The 14,969-nt window shown below is 69.6% G+C and carries 15 protein-coding genes; 1 reads left to right on the forward strand and 14 read right to left on the reverse strand.

Going from position 1 to position 14,969, the window contains the following annotated elements; translation table 11 throughout:
* Positions 1–94: 94 nt before the first annotated feature.
* From AC3ETA_RS00770 to AC3ETA_RS00835, 14 genes are all read right to left on the reverse strand, one after another.
* Positions 95–532: a hypothetical protein gene (locus AC3ETA_RS00770; protein ID WP_432190837.1), complete on the reverse strand. Its 438-nt coding sequence runs from the start codon at positions 530–532 to the stop codon at positions 95–97.
* The gene (locus tag AC3ETA_RS00775; RefSeq protein ID WP_432190838.1) at positions 533–1,642 is read right to left on the reverse strand and encodes a hypothetical protein; all 1,110 of its coding nucleotides are present in this window, start codon (positions 1,640–1,642) and stop codon (positions 533–535) included. It abuts the gene before it with no gap.
* Entirely contained in the window at positions 1,639–2,565 is a 927-nt protein-coding gene (locus AC3ETA_RS00780) for a hypothetical protein (RefSeq protein WP_432190839.1), read from the reverse strand. The genes AC3ETA_RS00775 and AC3ETA_RS00780 overlap by 4 nt, the downstream gene beginning before the upstream one ends.
* A gap of 11 nt (positions 2,566–2,576) precedes the next feature.
* Complete coding sequence (locus AC3ETA_RS00785; RefSeq protein WP_432190840.1) at positions 2,577–3,524, reverse strand: phage distal tail protein; 948 nt, start codon at positions 3,522–3,524, stop codon at positions 2,577–2,579.
* The gene (locus tag AC3ETA_RS00790) at positions 3,524–7,792 is read right to left on the reverse strand and encodes a phage tail tape measure protein (RefSeq protein WP_432190841.1); all 4,269 of its coding nucleotides are present in this window, start codon (positions 7,790–7,792) and stop codon (positions 3,524–3,526) included. Before AC3ETA_RS00790 ends, AC3ETA_RS00785 begins: the two co-directional genes overlap by 1 nt.
* A gap of 33 nt (positions 7,793–7,825) precedes the next feature.
* On the reverse strand, positions 7,826–8,224 hold the full coding sequence (locus AC3ETA_RS00795) for a hypothetical protein (protein WP_360822697.1): 399 nt from the start codon (positions 8,222–8,224) through the stop codon (positions 7,826–7,828).
* Positions 8,167–8,721 (reverse strand): hypothetical protein, encoded by a 555-nt coding sequence (locus AC3ETA_RS00800; protein ID WP_432190842.1) that lies wholly within the window; start codon positions 8,719–8,721, stop codon positions 8,167–8,169. Before AC3ETA_RS00800 ends, AC3ETA_RS00795 begins: the two co-directional genes overlap by 58 nt.
* Before the next feature lie 2 nt (positions 8,722–8,723).
* A complete protein-coding gene (locus tag AC3ETA_RS00805) occupies positions 8,724–9,365 on the reverse strand; it encodes a phage tail tube protein (protein WP_360822691.1) in 642 nt (213 codons plus the stop codon).
* Between the two features lie 131 nt (positions 9,366–9,496).
* The gene (locus AC3ETA_RS00810) at positions 9,497–9,940 is read right to left on the reverse strand and encodes a hypothetical protein (RefSeq protein WP_432190843.1); all 444 of its coding nucleotides are present in this window, start codon (positions 9,938–9,940) and stop codon (positions 9,497–9,499) included.
* A complete protein-coding gene (locus AC3ETA_RS00815; RefSeq protein WP_432190844.1) occupies positions 9,937–10,365 on the reverse strand; it encodes an HK97 gp10 family phage protein in 429 nt (142 codons plus the stop codon). The genes AC3ETA_RS00810 and AC3ETA_RS00815 overlap by 4 nt, the downstream gene beginning before the upstream one ends.
* Positions 10,365–10,796, reverse strand: a complete 432-nt coding sequence (locus AC3ETA_RS00820) for a DUF6093 family protein (protein ID WP_432190845.1) — start codon at positions 10,794–10,796, stop codon at positions 10,365–10,367. Before AC3ETA_RS00820 ends, AC3ETA_RS00815 begins: the two co-directional genes overlap by 1 nt.
* On the reverse strand, positions 10,786–11,160 hold the full coding sequence (locus tag AC3ETA_RS00825) for a hypothetical protein (RefSeq protein ID WP_432190846.1): 375 nt from the start codon (positions 11,158–11,160) through the stop codon (positions 10,786–10,788). The genes AC3ETA_RS00820 and AC3ETA_RS00825 overlap by 11 nt, the downstream gene beginning before the upstream one ends.
* 324 nt (positions 11,161–11,484) lie before the next feature.
* Positions 11,485–12,060, reverse strand: coding sequence for an NUDIX domain-containing protein (locus AC3ETA_RS00830; protein WP_432190847.1), 576 nt, complete (start codon positions 12,058–12,060; stop codon positions 11,485–11,487).
* A 44-nt stretch (positions 12,061–12,104) separates the two neighbouring features.
* A complete protein-coding gene (locus AC3ETA_RS00835; protein ID WP_432191049.1) occupies positions 12,105–13,958 on the reverse strand; it encodes an ATP-binding cassette domain-containing protein in 1,854 nt (617 codons plus the stop codon).
* A gap of 420 nt (positions 13,959–14,378) precedes the next feature.
* Here AC3ETA_RS00835 and AC3ETA_RS00840 point away from each other — a divergent pair, with 420 nt between their 5' ends.
* Positions 14,379–14,855 carry a TrmO family methyltransferase domain-containing protein gene (locus AC3ETA_RS00840; RefSeq protein ID WP_432190848.1) on the forward strand — a complete coding sequence of 159 codons (477 nt, stop codon included), beginning with the start codon at positions 14,379–14,381 and terminating at the stop codon, positions 14,853–14,855.
* The last annotated feature ends 114 nt before the right edge of the window (positions 14,856–14,969 follow it).

Below are 14,969 nucleotides of genomic sequence, written 5' to 3' on the forward strand. Positions count from 1 at the left end.
GGCGGTCCGGTCCCTCGGGAGTGCGAAGCGGGTGGAGGGTCACCCGCGCGTCATGCTACCGGCGGTGCTCCGGCTGGGGCCGCAGCACCGTCGGTCAGGAGTCGTCGTGGTCGGTGCGGAACGTCGTGCCGTCGAGGCTGACCCAGGTCGCTCGGACGCTGCCGCCGCCCTGGACACGCAGCCGCACCAGGCCCTTGGGGTCGACGTCGAGCTGGAGGGCGCGGCGCGCGGCGTCGGAGGCGACGTCGACCGTGCGCGGCACTTCCGGCCAGTACCCCTCCGGCAGCAGCGCGACGAGTTGCTCGTCCGTTGCCTGGCCGGCGGTCAGGCCGATCCGGCCGCAGAACTCCGTTGTGTTCCACGGGTTGGCGCGGAACTGCGGTGGCTGGTCCTCGTCCGGGACGGCGGTGTCTCCGGTGAGCGGGAGGTCCCGCCACTCCGGGTACGGGGCGCGGCGGGCGCGCTCCAGCGTGGTGACCCTCCGCTCCAGTTTGGCCAGTCGGCGGCCGAGGACGGCGATCGTGTCCGGCATCTACTGTTCCTCTCCCTCGCCCGCCTCGTCCTCGGGCTTGTTCGTGCGCTCCAGCTTCAGCGTCACGCGCTCCGCGGTCTCGCCTTCGCCGGGCCGCATCGTCCACCCGACGATCCGGCACCAGCCGTCGAACTCGGTATGGGGCTCGAACAGGCGGACCCGCACGTCGTCCCCGACCTGTAGTGCGTGGATGGGAGCCGCGGGGTGGTCGGTGATCTCCAGCTCGGTCAGCGAGGGAAGCACTTGACGAGCCAGCCGCTCGCGGCGGACCCGCTGCTTCAGCTTCGCCTCGTCCTTCTCGCTGGTCTCCAGCCGGTGTTCCAGTCGAAGTCGGCCGTTGCGGACGCCGTCCACGACGACCTTGCGCTTCTTGCCCTCGCCCGCGCCGAGGCCGATGATCCACTGGGCGTAGGAGTCGGCGTCCTTGATGACGTGCGGCGTGCCGACGACGTTCGCGCCGGTGGTGAACGTCAGGTTCTCCCGGCGCCGCCCCAGGCGAGGTGCGCCGAGGAGGATGCGCCGCTCGGCCCGGCGCCCGCGCCAGGTAACCGACTCCGACCATTCCAGGCCGTCATCGATCTCGGCCATCTCGTCCACCATGTCGCCGAGGTTGCGCGGGTCGGTCTTGGAGGTGGTGTACGGGTCCTTGGCGGTGCCGGTCTTCGCCTTCGACTTCGTGTCGTCCACGCTCACGCCGAGGTCGCCGTCCGGCTGGGACTGGGCGTAGGCCCACACGTCGCGGATCACCTGGCAGGGGTCTGCCTCGATGTACGGGCCGCGGCCATCGAGGTTGCCGTGCAGGTCGAATCGGCGGTGGAGGTAGCTGGTGAAGCCGGACGCTTCAACGGGCAGGGTGTTGCCCTCCGGTTCGGCGCGCCACAGGATGCCGCCCCAGTCGAGGCGGGCGTTGCGCTCGACCAGGAGCACCGTGTCGCCGGCGTCGAACGTGTCGCTCAGCGAGCGGCGGAGCGAGGTCGGCAAGGTCGCCTTCAGCGAGCCGGGGCCGGATATCTCCGGGCCGTACTCGACTTCGCTCAGCGGCAGGTTCCAGTGCAGGACGTCACCCGTCGCGGCCCGCGCGACGATGTAGCGGTAATTGGCCATCGTCACGCAGGCCCTTCCGTGAAGGCGATGTCGAGCACGGCCGTGGTGCCCTTGGCCACGGCCAACTTGCCGTCCCCGTACTTGTCGTTCTGGTTGATCTCGACGGCGAGGCGCTGGCGGGTGCCCCGGTAGGCGGGCGGCACGGCGAGGGTGTCGGCCAGGGTCGCGCCGGAGCGGCGGGTGGTGGTCCCGTCGTCGTCCACGACGGTCGGCGCTGCGGCGCGCTCCCCGAGGCGGGTGCGCAGCTCGGCGTACACCGAGCCCGCCTCCGAGCGCAGGCCGGACAGCGTGACGACGACGGTGGCCGTCGTCGCCCAGGCCGGGACGTCGAGATCCCAGGCTGCTTCTTGCGGCCATGCCGCCCACTGGCCGTGCTTGACCGGCACCTCCTCCGTCTGCGTCGGGTGCACGGTGCGCAGGATGCGCTCGGTGCGCGGATTCGCGAGCTGTCGCAGGTCGGTGATCATCCCGGATGTGATCGCCGCGGTGTTGCGCGGCAGAGCGATGCGGGCCAGAACGAGGCCGGTCATGTCCGCGGGCACGGCGGTAGCGTCATGGGCCACGCCCTTGACGACGTGGAAGTAGCCGATCTCCTGCGTGTGGGGGTCGCGTTCTCCTTCCCACTCGGGGTCCTCGATCCGCAGGACGATCAGGTCGGTCCGTGCGAACGGACCGGTGGGCTCGACATCGACCCTGGCGTCACCGATGTTGCTCTGGGTATAGGCCCCCTGCCACGGCCGGGCGCCGTGGATGAGGGCCGAGCCGTCACCGACGCGGATACCGGGGCCGGGGGGCTCCAGCGGCCGGACCTTCAGGTCCTCGCCTTCGGCGACGCCCTGCCGGCCGCGGGCGAGGTCGCGGATCATCAGGCGCATCGCACGGGCCGAGTGGTCGGCCCCGCGCACCATCATGGGGGGCTGCAGCGTCACGAGTGCTCCGTTCACAGGGTGGTGTACGCGGACCGCCACGCCACCTCGAGGCGCGCGGTGCCGGACGGGTCGGTCGCGGTCCAGGCGATTTCGGACCGACCGGGCGGAAGCGTGAACAGGTCGAGACGGCTCGCGGGGCTCAGGTCGTTGGCGACGTTGACGGTGCCGTTGCGCAGGGCCCAGCAGGTGTTGGGCCGGGTCTCCAGCTCCACCCACTCACCCTCGCGCAGCGACAGGTCGAGTTCGAGGACGCGGCGGGTGGCGGTGTTCCAGATCCGCGGGGCTGTGACCGGTCCGTGCACACGCAGGCTCGGGTAGGTCGGCACGTCCCCGTGGTTGGTGACCCAGCCGGGCCTGTCGTCGGCCGGGCGACGCTCCGGCTCGAAGGGGCGGCAGCCGCTGGCGCGGCCCACCGCCTCGTCAACGGTGCGGTCGGCACTGGGCGCGTGGGCGGCCTGGTCGAGGCCGAGCGTCAGCTTCGACAGCTCGTCCTCATACCAGCGCGGGCTGTCCAGGCCGACGAATTCGATGTCCAGGGGTATCCATCCGTGCACGGTAGTAGCGGTGCTGGTGGCCTCCATGCGGCGAAGTCGCCCGTACATGCGGCGTGTTCTGTGACCGGGCCACCGACCGCGCAGGATGTGGCGCCCGTCCGGGTTGGTGCGTGCGTCCGGGGTGTCCAGGGCGCGCTCCAGCCGGGCGAGGGTCTCGGCCGCCTTCACCGGGTCGCCGGGTGTCTTGATGCCCGCCTCGAAACGCAAGGGGCGCGGTCCGTAAAAGTCGCGGCCGGGCGCGGTGCCGTCGCCGTTGGCGTTGTCGGCGTCCTGCGACCGGGTGGCTGGGGAGCCGAGCCCTTCGATGTTCCCGATCGGGACAAGGCTGCCGGTGCCGAGGACGACGCCGCCGATCTCGTACTGCCACGGGGCCAGTTCGGGGTTCTTGTTCAGTGCTGTGGTCATCACACTCTCCCGCCCCGCTGCGCGTTGCGCAGGGTGCGCATCATCTCGGAGCCGATCTGCTCGGGGGTGGCGGCGCTGTCGGTGACGGTGACCGGCATCGAGCCGATCAGCGGCTGTTGCTCGCGCACCACCACGACTTGGACCCGGCCGCCGGCGCGGGCGTCGACCACTCGGGTGCGGGCGTGGTCACTGCCTGTGCGCGGGTCGAAGGAGCGCACAACACCCGCTATGGCCGCGACGCTTCGGGCCTGCTTGAAGGAGCTGGCGAGCATCGGCGTGTAGTCGCGGCCGCGGGCTCCTCGAACGCCGCCGTTGGCATACCACTCGACCTGGCCGCCGAACCGGCCGACCACTTCCTCCACGATCGCCTTGCTCCGGCCGCGCTTGGACGCGGCTAGAGGCACATAGGCCTCCCCGCCGGTCTCGCTCTCACCCCACATGCGGTAGCTCCCGGCCGGTGCGATCTGCGCAACGTGCCGCTCACGGCGCGGACCGCCGGTGACGCCGCCGTCCGCGAAGTAGTCCACCACAGCGCCGTCGGCGTGCTTCTTGGCGGCGCGCGCCTGAGCGTCGGCCTGGCGCCGGATGGCGTCCGCAATGTTGGTGTTCTGCTCGGTGAGGTCGTCGAAGATCGAGACGTGCCGGGTGGTGACCGTGACCTGCTTGCCGCGCAGTGCGTCGATGCGCTGCTGGATGGAGTCGGCCGCCTTGCGCGGGCCGCTCGTGGGCACCGTGATCTTGACGTCCTTCGAGCCGGGTACCTTCTCGATCCGGAACCCCAGCGCCTCCAGTTGCTTGCGGGCCTCGGCCGTTGGCGCGGACACGATGACGGACTTCGCTCCGGGCGTCGCGCGGATCTTCGCCTGTACGGCCTCCAGGCTCTTGATCGCCGCGGCGGTCGGCGCGGACACCTTCACGTTCTTGTTGCTGGGGGTCTGCCCGAGCTTGTCGATCAGGGTGTCGAGGTTCTTCTTCGCCCCCGCGGTCGGCGCGGTGATCTTGATCTGCCGGGTGCCCGGCACGGTCTCTACCGTGAACCCGAGTTCGCGGAGCTTCTTCTGCGCCCCGTCCGAGAGCGAGTCGACCTTGATCGTCTTCGCCTTCGGGAGCCGGTGGAACTCGGCCTGCACGGCGATCAGGTTGGCCAGGGTGGAGTCCATGCCCTTGGTCTGGAGCAGGAGGCTGACCTTGGAGGGCAGCAGGCCGAGGCTGTCGGCAACGGCCTCGGCCTGGGCCTTGGTCAGTCCGTAGCCGCGGGCGGCCCGGATCGCCTCTGCTCTTGCCCGGCTCATCTCCCCGCGGGCCTTGGAAAGCGCGGCGGGCAGGGTCTCACCGTTTCGCTTGGCCAGGTCGAAGGTGGCGACGGAAGCATCGGCCGCCGCGTCGGACAGAGAGGTGAGCTGGGTGTAGAGCTGCTGGCCGTTGCGCGTGGTCGTGTTGAGGGTCTTGTCGTCGTTGACGAGCTGCTTGCCGCCGTAGCCCTGGTCTCGATTGACGTTCTTGCCGCCCTCCTTCAGGTCGAGGACGGCGCTGTTCACCTTGGCCTTCGCGGCCTGGAGAGAGATCTGTCCGCCCGACAGCAGGTCGAGGGCGCTCTTGAGGGAACGGGTGCGGGTGTCGGCGTCGGCGGTCTCGTCGGCGAGGCCGCCGACAGCGCCCTTGAGGCGGTCGTACGCCGAGGTGCCGTCGCCCGCGCCCTTGGTGGCCTTGGCCAGTTCCTTCGCGTTCTTGATGGACTCGGCCATCTCGCCCTTGACGCTGCCCAGGGCGTCGGCGGCGTCCTTGTACTGCTGCCCGACGTCGGTGTATTCGAGGGTGCTCACCTTCCCGCCGGCCTTGTCGACGTACTCCTTGTTCTCGTCGGCTGTGGCCTGGAGCTTCTTCTGCAGCGCGTCCAGGGACGTGCCCTGGCCGAGGTAGGCGTCGGTCAGGGAGGACACCGACACTCCCGCGTCTTCCATCACCTTGGTCAGCTGGCCCTGGCTGACCTTGGTGTCGAGCAGGACCTGAGCTGCCTGCCCTCGTACGTTGCCGTTGATCTGGCCGCCCGACTCGCGCAGCGCGGAAGTCAGGGAGGAGATCCGGGACTGGTGCTCGGCGGCTGCCTGCGCCGCGCGCTGCTGGCGGGCCGCGAGGAGCCCCAGGCCGACGGAGACTCCGGCCATCGCGATACCGAAGGGCCCGCCCAGTGCTCCAGAGATGCCGGACATGGCCGAGCGCAGGCCCGAACCGGCGGCGCGGGACACTCCGTTCATCGTCCCCATGAACGTCACGCCCGCGCCGTTCGCGCTGCGGAACGCGGCGGTCATGTTGCCAAGGAAGCCGACGCGGGCCTGCACCGCCGCCCACGCCGCCCCGTACCGGGACAGCGATACGCCCGCGCTCGCCGCCAGGCTCTGCTGGACCCGCATCTGCTGGTTGAAGCTGGCGAAGCCGCTGCGCACGGGTCCGGTGACGGTGTTGGCAAGGTTGGTCAGGCCCGGCTGCGCACGGCGGAACAGCAGCATCGCCAGGGCCGCCGACTGAATGGGGGCGGGCAGCGCGCCGAAGGCGCTGACGAGACCACCGACGACATGGCCGATGGGGACCAGCACGGCGGACAGTCCGGAGACCGCGTCCATCGCCAGGTTGGCGACGGTCGCGATGATGTCGAGCGTGCCGGCCGCGGCCCCGCCGTCCTGTCCGATTCCGGAGATGGCCTTCAGGATCGGCTCCGCGCCGTCGGCAGCGTTGCTGAGGACGTCGCCGAGCGTGCGGCCCGCGTTGATCAGCAGGTTCAGGCCGGTGGCCAGCGTGTGTTCGCCGAGCTCCTTCAGCGGACCGATCAGCGCCTGGGCCTCATCGATGAGCCCGCCGAGCCCTGCACTCGTCTTGGCCTTCAGCTCGGGCCCGTACAGCACGGCGAGGTTGCGCCCGTACTCCAGCGCCGTGGTCAGGTACGGCGTCGCACCCGCCATGCCGCGCGTCAGCAGGCGCGTCACCCACTCCAGGCCAGGTGCCATGCCCTCGTACAGCGCGAGACCGGTCTGCCGTGCCTGGGTGCGTAGTTGGGTCATCGCGCCGGTCAGGCCCTGGCCGCGCGAGGCGGTGATGGTCGCGGCGGCACCGGTCTGGCGCACCGCCACCGACAGGGCGTCGAAGGACTCGGTCCCCTGGTGGGCGAGTGCTGCGGCGCCGCTGAGCGCGGGCTTGCCGAACGCCTTGGTGACTCCCGCGGTGAAGTCTTTCTGGGACAGGTTGTGTTCGGCCTTGGAGAGACCATCGATGACCACCCGGAGCCCGCGGAATTTTCCCTCAGCGTCCCAGGCGTCGATGCCCAAGTCCTTTAGGGCGCCCTGCATTTGGGGGGTCGGTGCCGCGAGGTTCGCGAAGATCCCGCGCAGGCTCGTTCCGGCGGTATGCCCGAGGATGCCGCTCTTGCCGAGCATGCCGACTGCGGCGGCGGTGTCCTGGAGCGAGACGCCAAGGGCGTTGGCGACGGGCCCGGCGTACCGCATCGAGTAGTAGATGTCGGCGATCGAGCCCGAGGCGTTGTTGGCCGTGGCAGCCAGGGTGTCCGAGGCGCGTGCCGCCTGGTCGGCGCCGAGACCGTACTGGTCCATGATGTCGCCCAGGTACTTGGCCGACGTGGCGGCGTTGACGTCGGCCGCCGAGGCGAGCTGGAGCGAGGCCCGGACAGCGTCGATGGACTGGTCGGCCCTGAAACCGGCCTTGCTCAGCTCGACCATGCCCTCGGCGGCGTCAGCCGCCGTCGAGCCGGGCAGCGACAGGTCGTTGCCGAGTTCCTGCGCCACGACTGAGGCGCGCTTCATCTGTGAGGCGGTGGCCGAGGTGACCGCCCGGAACAGATTCATCTGCTTCTGGTAGCGGTTGCCTTCCTGGATCATCTCGCCCGCGCCGAGCAGCAGGCCGCCACCGGCGAGCATGTTGGTGGCGGACATGCCGCGCCTTCCGGCGCCGGCGGTCGCCCGCTGGAGCCGGGACATGGACCGTGCGCCGTCGTCCCCCGCCGAGCGCAGCGCCGCACGGGCGGCCCCGGCGCGGGCGGTGATCCGGTTCAGCTCACCGACGGCACCGCGGGCGGAACGATTCAGCGCGGCGAACTGCGAAGCGAGGCGGGCCCCGTTGGCATCCAATCGGGCCAGGGATCGGTTCGCGGCGTCGGTGCGGCCCCCCAGGGTCCGCATCTGTGCGGAGGCAGCACGGGTTCCCGCGATCAGGTCGCGGACCTCGGCGCGCATCGCGACCGTGAGGGTGAACCCGGCCACCGCGGCGGCCTCCTTACGTGGTGCGGGGGTAGATCAGGGGCGCTGTTCGTACTGCTCGCGCGGGAGGAGCTGGATCTTCACGCCGTAGCCGGACCGGTCCTGCGGGACGTGGTCGCGTTCCTGCTCGATCAGCTCGCAGCCGGGGCAGCGCAGGGTGTCGGTGACGTAGGCGTGGGGGTCACCACCACGGGTGCGGTCCCACTCCTCCAGCCGGGTGCTGCACTCCGGGCACACCGCCCGCTGCCACTCCGACCAGGCCAGGGCCTTCGCGCGGTCGAGGTCGGACCAGCGGCCGTCGCCACCGAGGAACTGCGAGTGCGGGATCTGGAACCGCTCGCACAGCTCCAGCTCCGCGCGCAGGCCGGCGTCACGGCTCAGCCTTTTCCCAGCTCGACCCGGCTCTCCTGCTGGATCTGCCAGGCCGCGTCCCACAGCGCGTTCGCGTCCGGCGCCGACCAGCCGTTCAGCAGCTCCTCGGCCTCCTCGCGGCTCATACCGTCCACGGAGGCCGCCGAGACGAGCGCGGCGGGGAAGGTGTCGGCATTGAAGATCGCCCCCTCCTCCGCCTGCTGTTCGGTCGGCGGGTGCTGGGCAATCAGCTCCTCCAGCACCGGGCGCGGCAGCGCACGGAAGATCAGGAACTCCGAGGCGGTATCGAGCGCCTGGAGGGCCTGCTCGCGTGCCGTGTCGGCCTCGGCGGCCTGGCGCTCGGCCAGTTCGTCACCGGGGCTGGCTTCGGCGACGAACCGGGTACGGCGGGCGGCCTGCTCGGCGTCGTCGTGTCGCTGGCGCAGCTCGGCGTCGTCGCAGATACGCAGCCGGTTCTGCGGGCGGGCCCGGCGGCGGAGGCGTTCCATCTTGGCCGACCACGCCCCCTCCGCCGTCGTGGCGGAGGGGGACGGGCGCTTGGCCTGGGCAGGGCGCGACATGATCAGCCCTCGTCGGCGTCGTGCTCGCGGACCGTCGCCTCGGTCTTGGTCTTAGTGGTGCTGACCACGGTTACGTCCACGTGGTCGCCGTCGTGGTCGTGGTGGCCGTGACCGTGGTCGTCGTCGCAGTCCTCGTCCGGCAGTGGCCGGGGGTGCGCCTGCGGCACCGGACGGTCGAGAGACGGCTCGTCGGTGATCGTGAAGTCAACCTTGAACTTGGCGGCCTCGTTGCCGGTCGAGTAGGTCGCGGCGCGGGTGGCGACCTGGACGGGAAACACGTCGACCGAGCGGGAACCGGGGAGGTCGCCCTTGCGGAGCAGAATGACGTAGCCCTTGGCGCCCTTGGGGAGCTGCTGCTCGATGTCGTCGGAGAACCGATCCTCGTAGAAGGTGAGGCTGGAGTTCTCCGCCTTGTCGTTGCCCGGAATCGAGCTGTTGAAGGTCGAGCCCATGTCGGGGGTCTCGATCGGGTCGTTCTCCAGCGCCCAGCCCTCGATGTCCGAGACGGCATCGGTCAGGCCGAACGCGTTGGTGATCTCGCGGCGGCTGGGGTACTTCGGGTCGTTGAGATCCTTCGACCACAGAATCTTGGAAATGCCGCGCCGCAGAAATCGGGTCTGGGTCTTCTTCGTGCTCGTGGACACAGGTCCGCTCCCACTTCTGGGGCAGCGTCCCGTGCCGAGGCCCTGCCCCTTGAGGTTCAAAGGGGGTTCGCCTGGCCTGGGGCCTAGCGTCCGCGCGGGCCTCCGCGGTGAGGATCAGAAGAAGCAATTCTTCATGCCGGGGTCACAGTGATCGTGACCCGCTGCACGTAGGAAACGATAGCGCCTGCCGCGGACACTGAGGGTTCCCCACCGGCGTCGTAGGTCAACTCCCGGTCGATGACCCGCACTTCGGGAATCAGAAGGTCGTGGGTCCAATGGCCGTCCGTACGGCCGACGACGCCGGCACGGACGCGGTCGGCCAACCACTGGACCTGGTCGCCCCGTTCTCCGACCGAGGTGACCTGGTAGGACCAGGCCGCGTCCGCGTGCCAGTCCCACAGGGGCGGTCCGCCGAACTCAGCGGGCAGCGAGTCGAGGACGGTGTACGGGGCGGCTGCGAGTTCCCAGCCGGATTTCCCTTCCACGCGAGGGAGTTCACCGATGCCGCACGGGCGGCCGGTGGTGTGCTCGACCAGGGCGGCGAGCGCACGGGTTACCGGCAAACGTGCGGTCACGGCAGCACTCCGTCCGCCAGGGCCTGGATGAACGCCGGTTCGGTCTGCCGAAACGCGGGCTCGACGTGCGGGAACGGCGGCTGCCTGTAGTGCCTACCGATCGAGTCCACGCCGACGAACCCGTACTCCAGCCGCCTGGCCTGTGGCGCATCGGAGAAAACCTCGGCGGTGACCTCGCCGCCGCCAGTCCGCATCCGCACGTCCCACGAGGCGCGGAACTGCCCCGTGATCACGTTAGGGCCGGGCCTGCCGCTCGCGTTCCGCTGGATACGGACCCGCAACAGCATGGCGTGATGACGGGTGATCGTCCGCGTACGGGCGCGGGCCGCCGGACCCATCCGGGCCAGCGCGGCGGCCAGCGCGATCGGGTCCCGGAACGCGGTCGCGTCCGGGTGGGCGTTGGGGTGCGGCTTCGCTGCGGCCATCAGTCGATCACCTGGACCCGCACGATGCGCACCACACTGTAGGTGCCGACCGCCTCGTCGGAGACGCGGAACCGGCGCCCGAGCAGCATCGGGTCGCGGGGGCCTCCGGGGCGCACTGAACCAGCAACGCGGATCACGTCGTCGCGCCTCAACGCCGGTACGTCCACGGGTAGCACGGCCTGGTAGTCGGTGGTCGGCGGCTCGACGGCAACGGCCCCGCCGACGGGTTGGGTGATGGCCGGGCGGCCGACGGGCATCACCGCACCGAGCCCGTCCCAGACCAAGCACTCGTCAGGCGTCGGGGACACGAGTTGCCCGGTGGCTTCGTCCAGCACATCGTCCGCGCGGCCGGCGCCGTCCCGCCACACTTCGAGCTTGTCGTCCAGGATGCGGTCGACAACCCGACGCGCACCCTCCACGTCAAAGGCCACGAGCCCACTCCACGAGCTGGGTGAGCATCGCCTGCGTCAGGGAGTGCGGCCCGGTGCCGAGGTCGGGCCTGGCCAGCGCGGACCGCTCCAGCTCCTCGGCATCGATCGCCGACAGGAAGACCGCGGCAGCCGGGCCAGGGTCAGGCATCTCTGCCACGGAAACACGAGCAAGGCCCTCGAAGGTCGACTCGGCATAGTCCCCCGAGTACAGGACAACCCGTGGCGACTCCCCCTCTCGGTGGGTGACCGTGTAGCCGCTCAGGGCCCCCGGGTCCACGCGCTGCCCATCAATCTCGATCGCGGCCTTCGCGCCGCGAGCGTTGATCCGCACGCTGTGCAAGGTCTCGTCGCTGTCGTGATCCATTCAACCGACGCTAGAAGAGCTGTCGGACAGCCCTGTCAGTACGATGCTCACGCGATCCGGCACGTGGAGAGGGAGGCTCCCAAGGGGGCAGGCACGCCGTGGTGGTACCGCATGCCCACCAGGCCACTTGGGATCATCGTCACCTGCACCGTAGGCATCGCGATCATCATCAGCACGCCCGAGAAGACAACAGGCGCCATCGTCGCCGCCATACTCGCGGGCGGCTGCGCCAGCCTCCTCACACAATTCGTTCAGGGGCGCGGCGGAGGCCCGCTACGACGAGCGTTCACGACAGGAGTGACGCCCGCCTACCGATGAGCGGGATCACCTCTCCCCCGCCAGTTCCCCCAGACGTCCCGAACGCGTGTGCTCTGCGAACAGCAGGACTCCGAGTGCCCCGCCAGCCAGCGTGATGGAGCCGTCGGTAGCGGCGGCCACTGCGCCTTGCAGGTCCCACCACTCCACAGTCATGCCGTTCTCGTTGCTGCTGAGCTTCCGTTCGCCCGGGGTGAGATCCATCGCCGCGAACAGGTGGAGGCGTACGGTCGAGCGGTTCAGCAGGCGTGTCACGGTGAGAGGGGTGAACTGCTGAGCGATCACGCCTGCCTCTTCCTCCAGTTCGCGTCGAGCTGCCTCCTGTGGGTCTTCTCCCGGCTCGATCGTTCCGCCGGGGAGGTTGAGGGTGTCGCCGTGCAGGTAGTGCCAGACGCGGACGAGTGCGATCTTTCCGTCTCCACGCTGGGCGACGACGGCCGCGCCGTGCCCGATCTCTTGGTACTCGAACACGGTCCGGCTGCCGTCGGGCCGCGTGACGTCGTCCCGTCTGATGCAGAAGTCCTGGGTACGCACGGGCTCCAGGTGGCCATGGCGGGTCCAGCCGCCTCCGGGTTGGTGGGTCACTTCACTCCTTGGGTAGGGCGAGGCGCATGGGCTTGGTCGGGTGATCAGCGGTCCTTGGCCAGGGCGAGGAGTTCTGCGAAGAGCCCGCCGCCGTTGGCGAGTTCCTCGTATCGGCCCTCTTCGGTGATCCGGCCGTTTTGCATGACGATGATCCGGTCGGCGATCTTGGTGTTTTCGAGTTGATGAGTGACCACCACCGTGATGCGGTCGGCGGCGATGCTCTTGATCTCCTCGAAGATGTCGTGTTCGCCTCGCGGGTCCATCTGCGAGGTTGGCTCGTCCAGGATCAACAGTGGTGAGCGTCGGTACAGCGCACGGGAGCAGGCCAACCTCTGCCACTGCCCTCCGGAGAGTTCGGAGCCACCGAAGAACTCTCGGGCGAGGAGTGTGTCCAGTCCCTTGGGCAGCTCTTCGATCGCGGTGCGCATGCCGACGGCGTCGATGGCCTCCCACACGGGGTCGTCGTTGAAGGTGCGGGGCTGTCCGAGCGTTACGTTCTCCCGGGCGCGCAGGGGCCACTGAGCGAAGATCTGCGGGACCAGGCCGGTGTGCGCCCACACACTGCTCGGGTCAGCGGAGACCAGGTCGACTCCGTCCCAGGTCACGCGGCCTTTGTCGGGTAGGAGGATTCCGGTGATCAGTCGGCTGAGGGTGGACTTTCCGGAGCCGTTCTCGCCGACGATCGCCAGGATCTCGCCTCGGCGCAGGGTGAGGGAGACGTGGTCGACGGCCGGCCGTTCCTTCCCGGGATAGCAGTAGACCGCTTCCTCCAGTCGGATCTCTTCGACCGGTGCGGAGATTTTCACCTTCCCGCGCTTGGGGGCACGCTCGGCGGCGAGGTCGAGGAAGGAGCGCATGTCGGCGAGGTACAGGGAGGTGTGGAACAGCGCGGCGCCGTTGATGACGAGCTGGGACAAGGCGGCCAGGGAGGTCTGGACTGCGACGACAGCGGTGGCTGCAATGGCCAGGTCGAGGCGACCTGTGGCGGCAAGCCAGGCGAGGGTGGCCCAGGTGGCCAGGAGGAAGATGCCGCCGAGTGCCGAGGTGGCCAGCACGATGCGCAGCATGCGGGGAGCAGCCGTAAGGGTGCGCTGGTCGATGCGTTTGGACAGAGTGCGGTACCAGTACGCGATGTAGTCGGTCATGCCGTTGGCGCGGACTTCGTCCCCGTGCCGGGAGGTTGTGGCCCACCAGCGCATCATGCCTCGGACGTTGCGGTCGCCGACGTTGGCGTAGTGCGTCTCGTAGTCGACTCGGGCAGAGAGCACGGCCCCGAGGCCGGCGGGCACGACAGCCAGGAGTAGCAGCGGCAGCATCAGGGGGTGCAGCGTCGCGAGGACTCCGCTGGCGGCGATCATGCGGACGAAGGCGGCGGTGAACCGCTGCGCGTCCTTGACCATCATCGTGGTGCGCGAGACGCCGACTTCAGCGGCTTCCTGCCGGTTGGCGAATCCGTCTTCGCTGTAGGCGGAGGCTTCCACGCGGCAGACTGCTTCGACCAAGGCGGTGTCGGCTGCGGTGATCAGGCCGGGGCTGATTCGGCCGTCGCAGTAGGAGGACAGCGCGCTGGAGATTCGGCCAACGGCGACCGCTGCCGTGATGACCAGGAGGGTGGGGAGGGCGGCGTGCAGCCGTTCGGACACGGGCTCGTCGCCGACGAGGTGCTTCATGGCCTTTGCCGTAGATGCCAGAACTACGGCGGCGGCGAGGCCGGTGAGCACTTGGCACGCCAGGAGCAGGATGACGGCCACCCGGTCGATGGCCCAGGCCATCTGTGCGGTCTGCCGCAACACGCTGGGCAGCCGGGCGCACATGGCCGTGAAGGTGGCCTCTCCCAGCGGGTTCTTCCCATAGTTGCTCTCGAACGAGATGGTCGCTGGGGGTGGTGGAGGGGGCATCTGCGGGGCTTCGATCGGGGTGTCAGTGGCGGTCAACTGCGTCCCTCCTGTGCGGTTGTTGCGGCACCTGGGCGGTGTCGCGGTGCCAGGCTCAACGAGGCTGCGAGCGAATCGAACGCGCTCGATTCCGGACGACTCGCAGGCTTGGAATCTGGGGGATCGAACGCGTGGTCGCGGTGCTGAACGGCTTTCAGGGCGGCGGAAGTTGGCCGAAACGCCGACGCCTGTGGCGGTTGTGACTTTTGAGGTTTGATGACTGAGGGGCGACCGTGTTCCGTCGCGCTACGGCGTGATGGCCAACGTGAGGGCCACGGCAGCGTGTCAGTCGTTCCCGGCCGTCGCCGAGCTGGATGCACGAGCTGCCGCCCAGCTGGCCCACGTAGATTGACGGCGTCGCAACGAGGGACAAGGGGAAGGCGCATGACGCAGTCGCTGGAGATCAAGCCCATCGGCATCGTGGTGGGAGGGCGCACCGAAGCCACCGACGACCACTGGAGCGGGAGCGCGATCATCCGACTGAGCCGTGACTTCCCCCTCGAAGTGGTACGGGGCCTTGAGGAGTTCTCCCACCTGCTGGTCGTCTGGCACTTCCACGAGGCGTCTCCCAGTGATGTCGCCCTGCATGCACGCAGCCCTCGTAACAACCCGCGGTGGCCGGCCACCGGCACGTTCGTCCACCGAAACCATCGTCGCCCGAACCAGCTCGCGCAGTCCTTCCCACGCCTCCTTAAGGTCGTCGGCCTGGACCTGCACGTCACCGACCTCGACGCTATCGACGGCACCCCCGTCTACGACCTGGGGCCATACTTCGCGGAAATGGGTCCCCGTGGCGAAGTCCGGGAGCCGAAGTGGCCAGCGGAGATGCTTTCGGACTACTGGGGCGAGGCGCAAATCTGAGCCAGGGCGCACTTCAGCGCCGGAACGTGCCACCTTCAGCACCCTTTCGTGCAACCCCTTGGCGGGCTCCGCGGTCCGCGAGACGGCCTGCAGATGGCAGGGGCAAGACGAGCC

The sequence above is a fragment of the Streptomyces sp. bgisy027 genome (assembly GCF_057710365.1).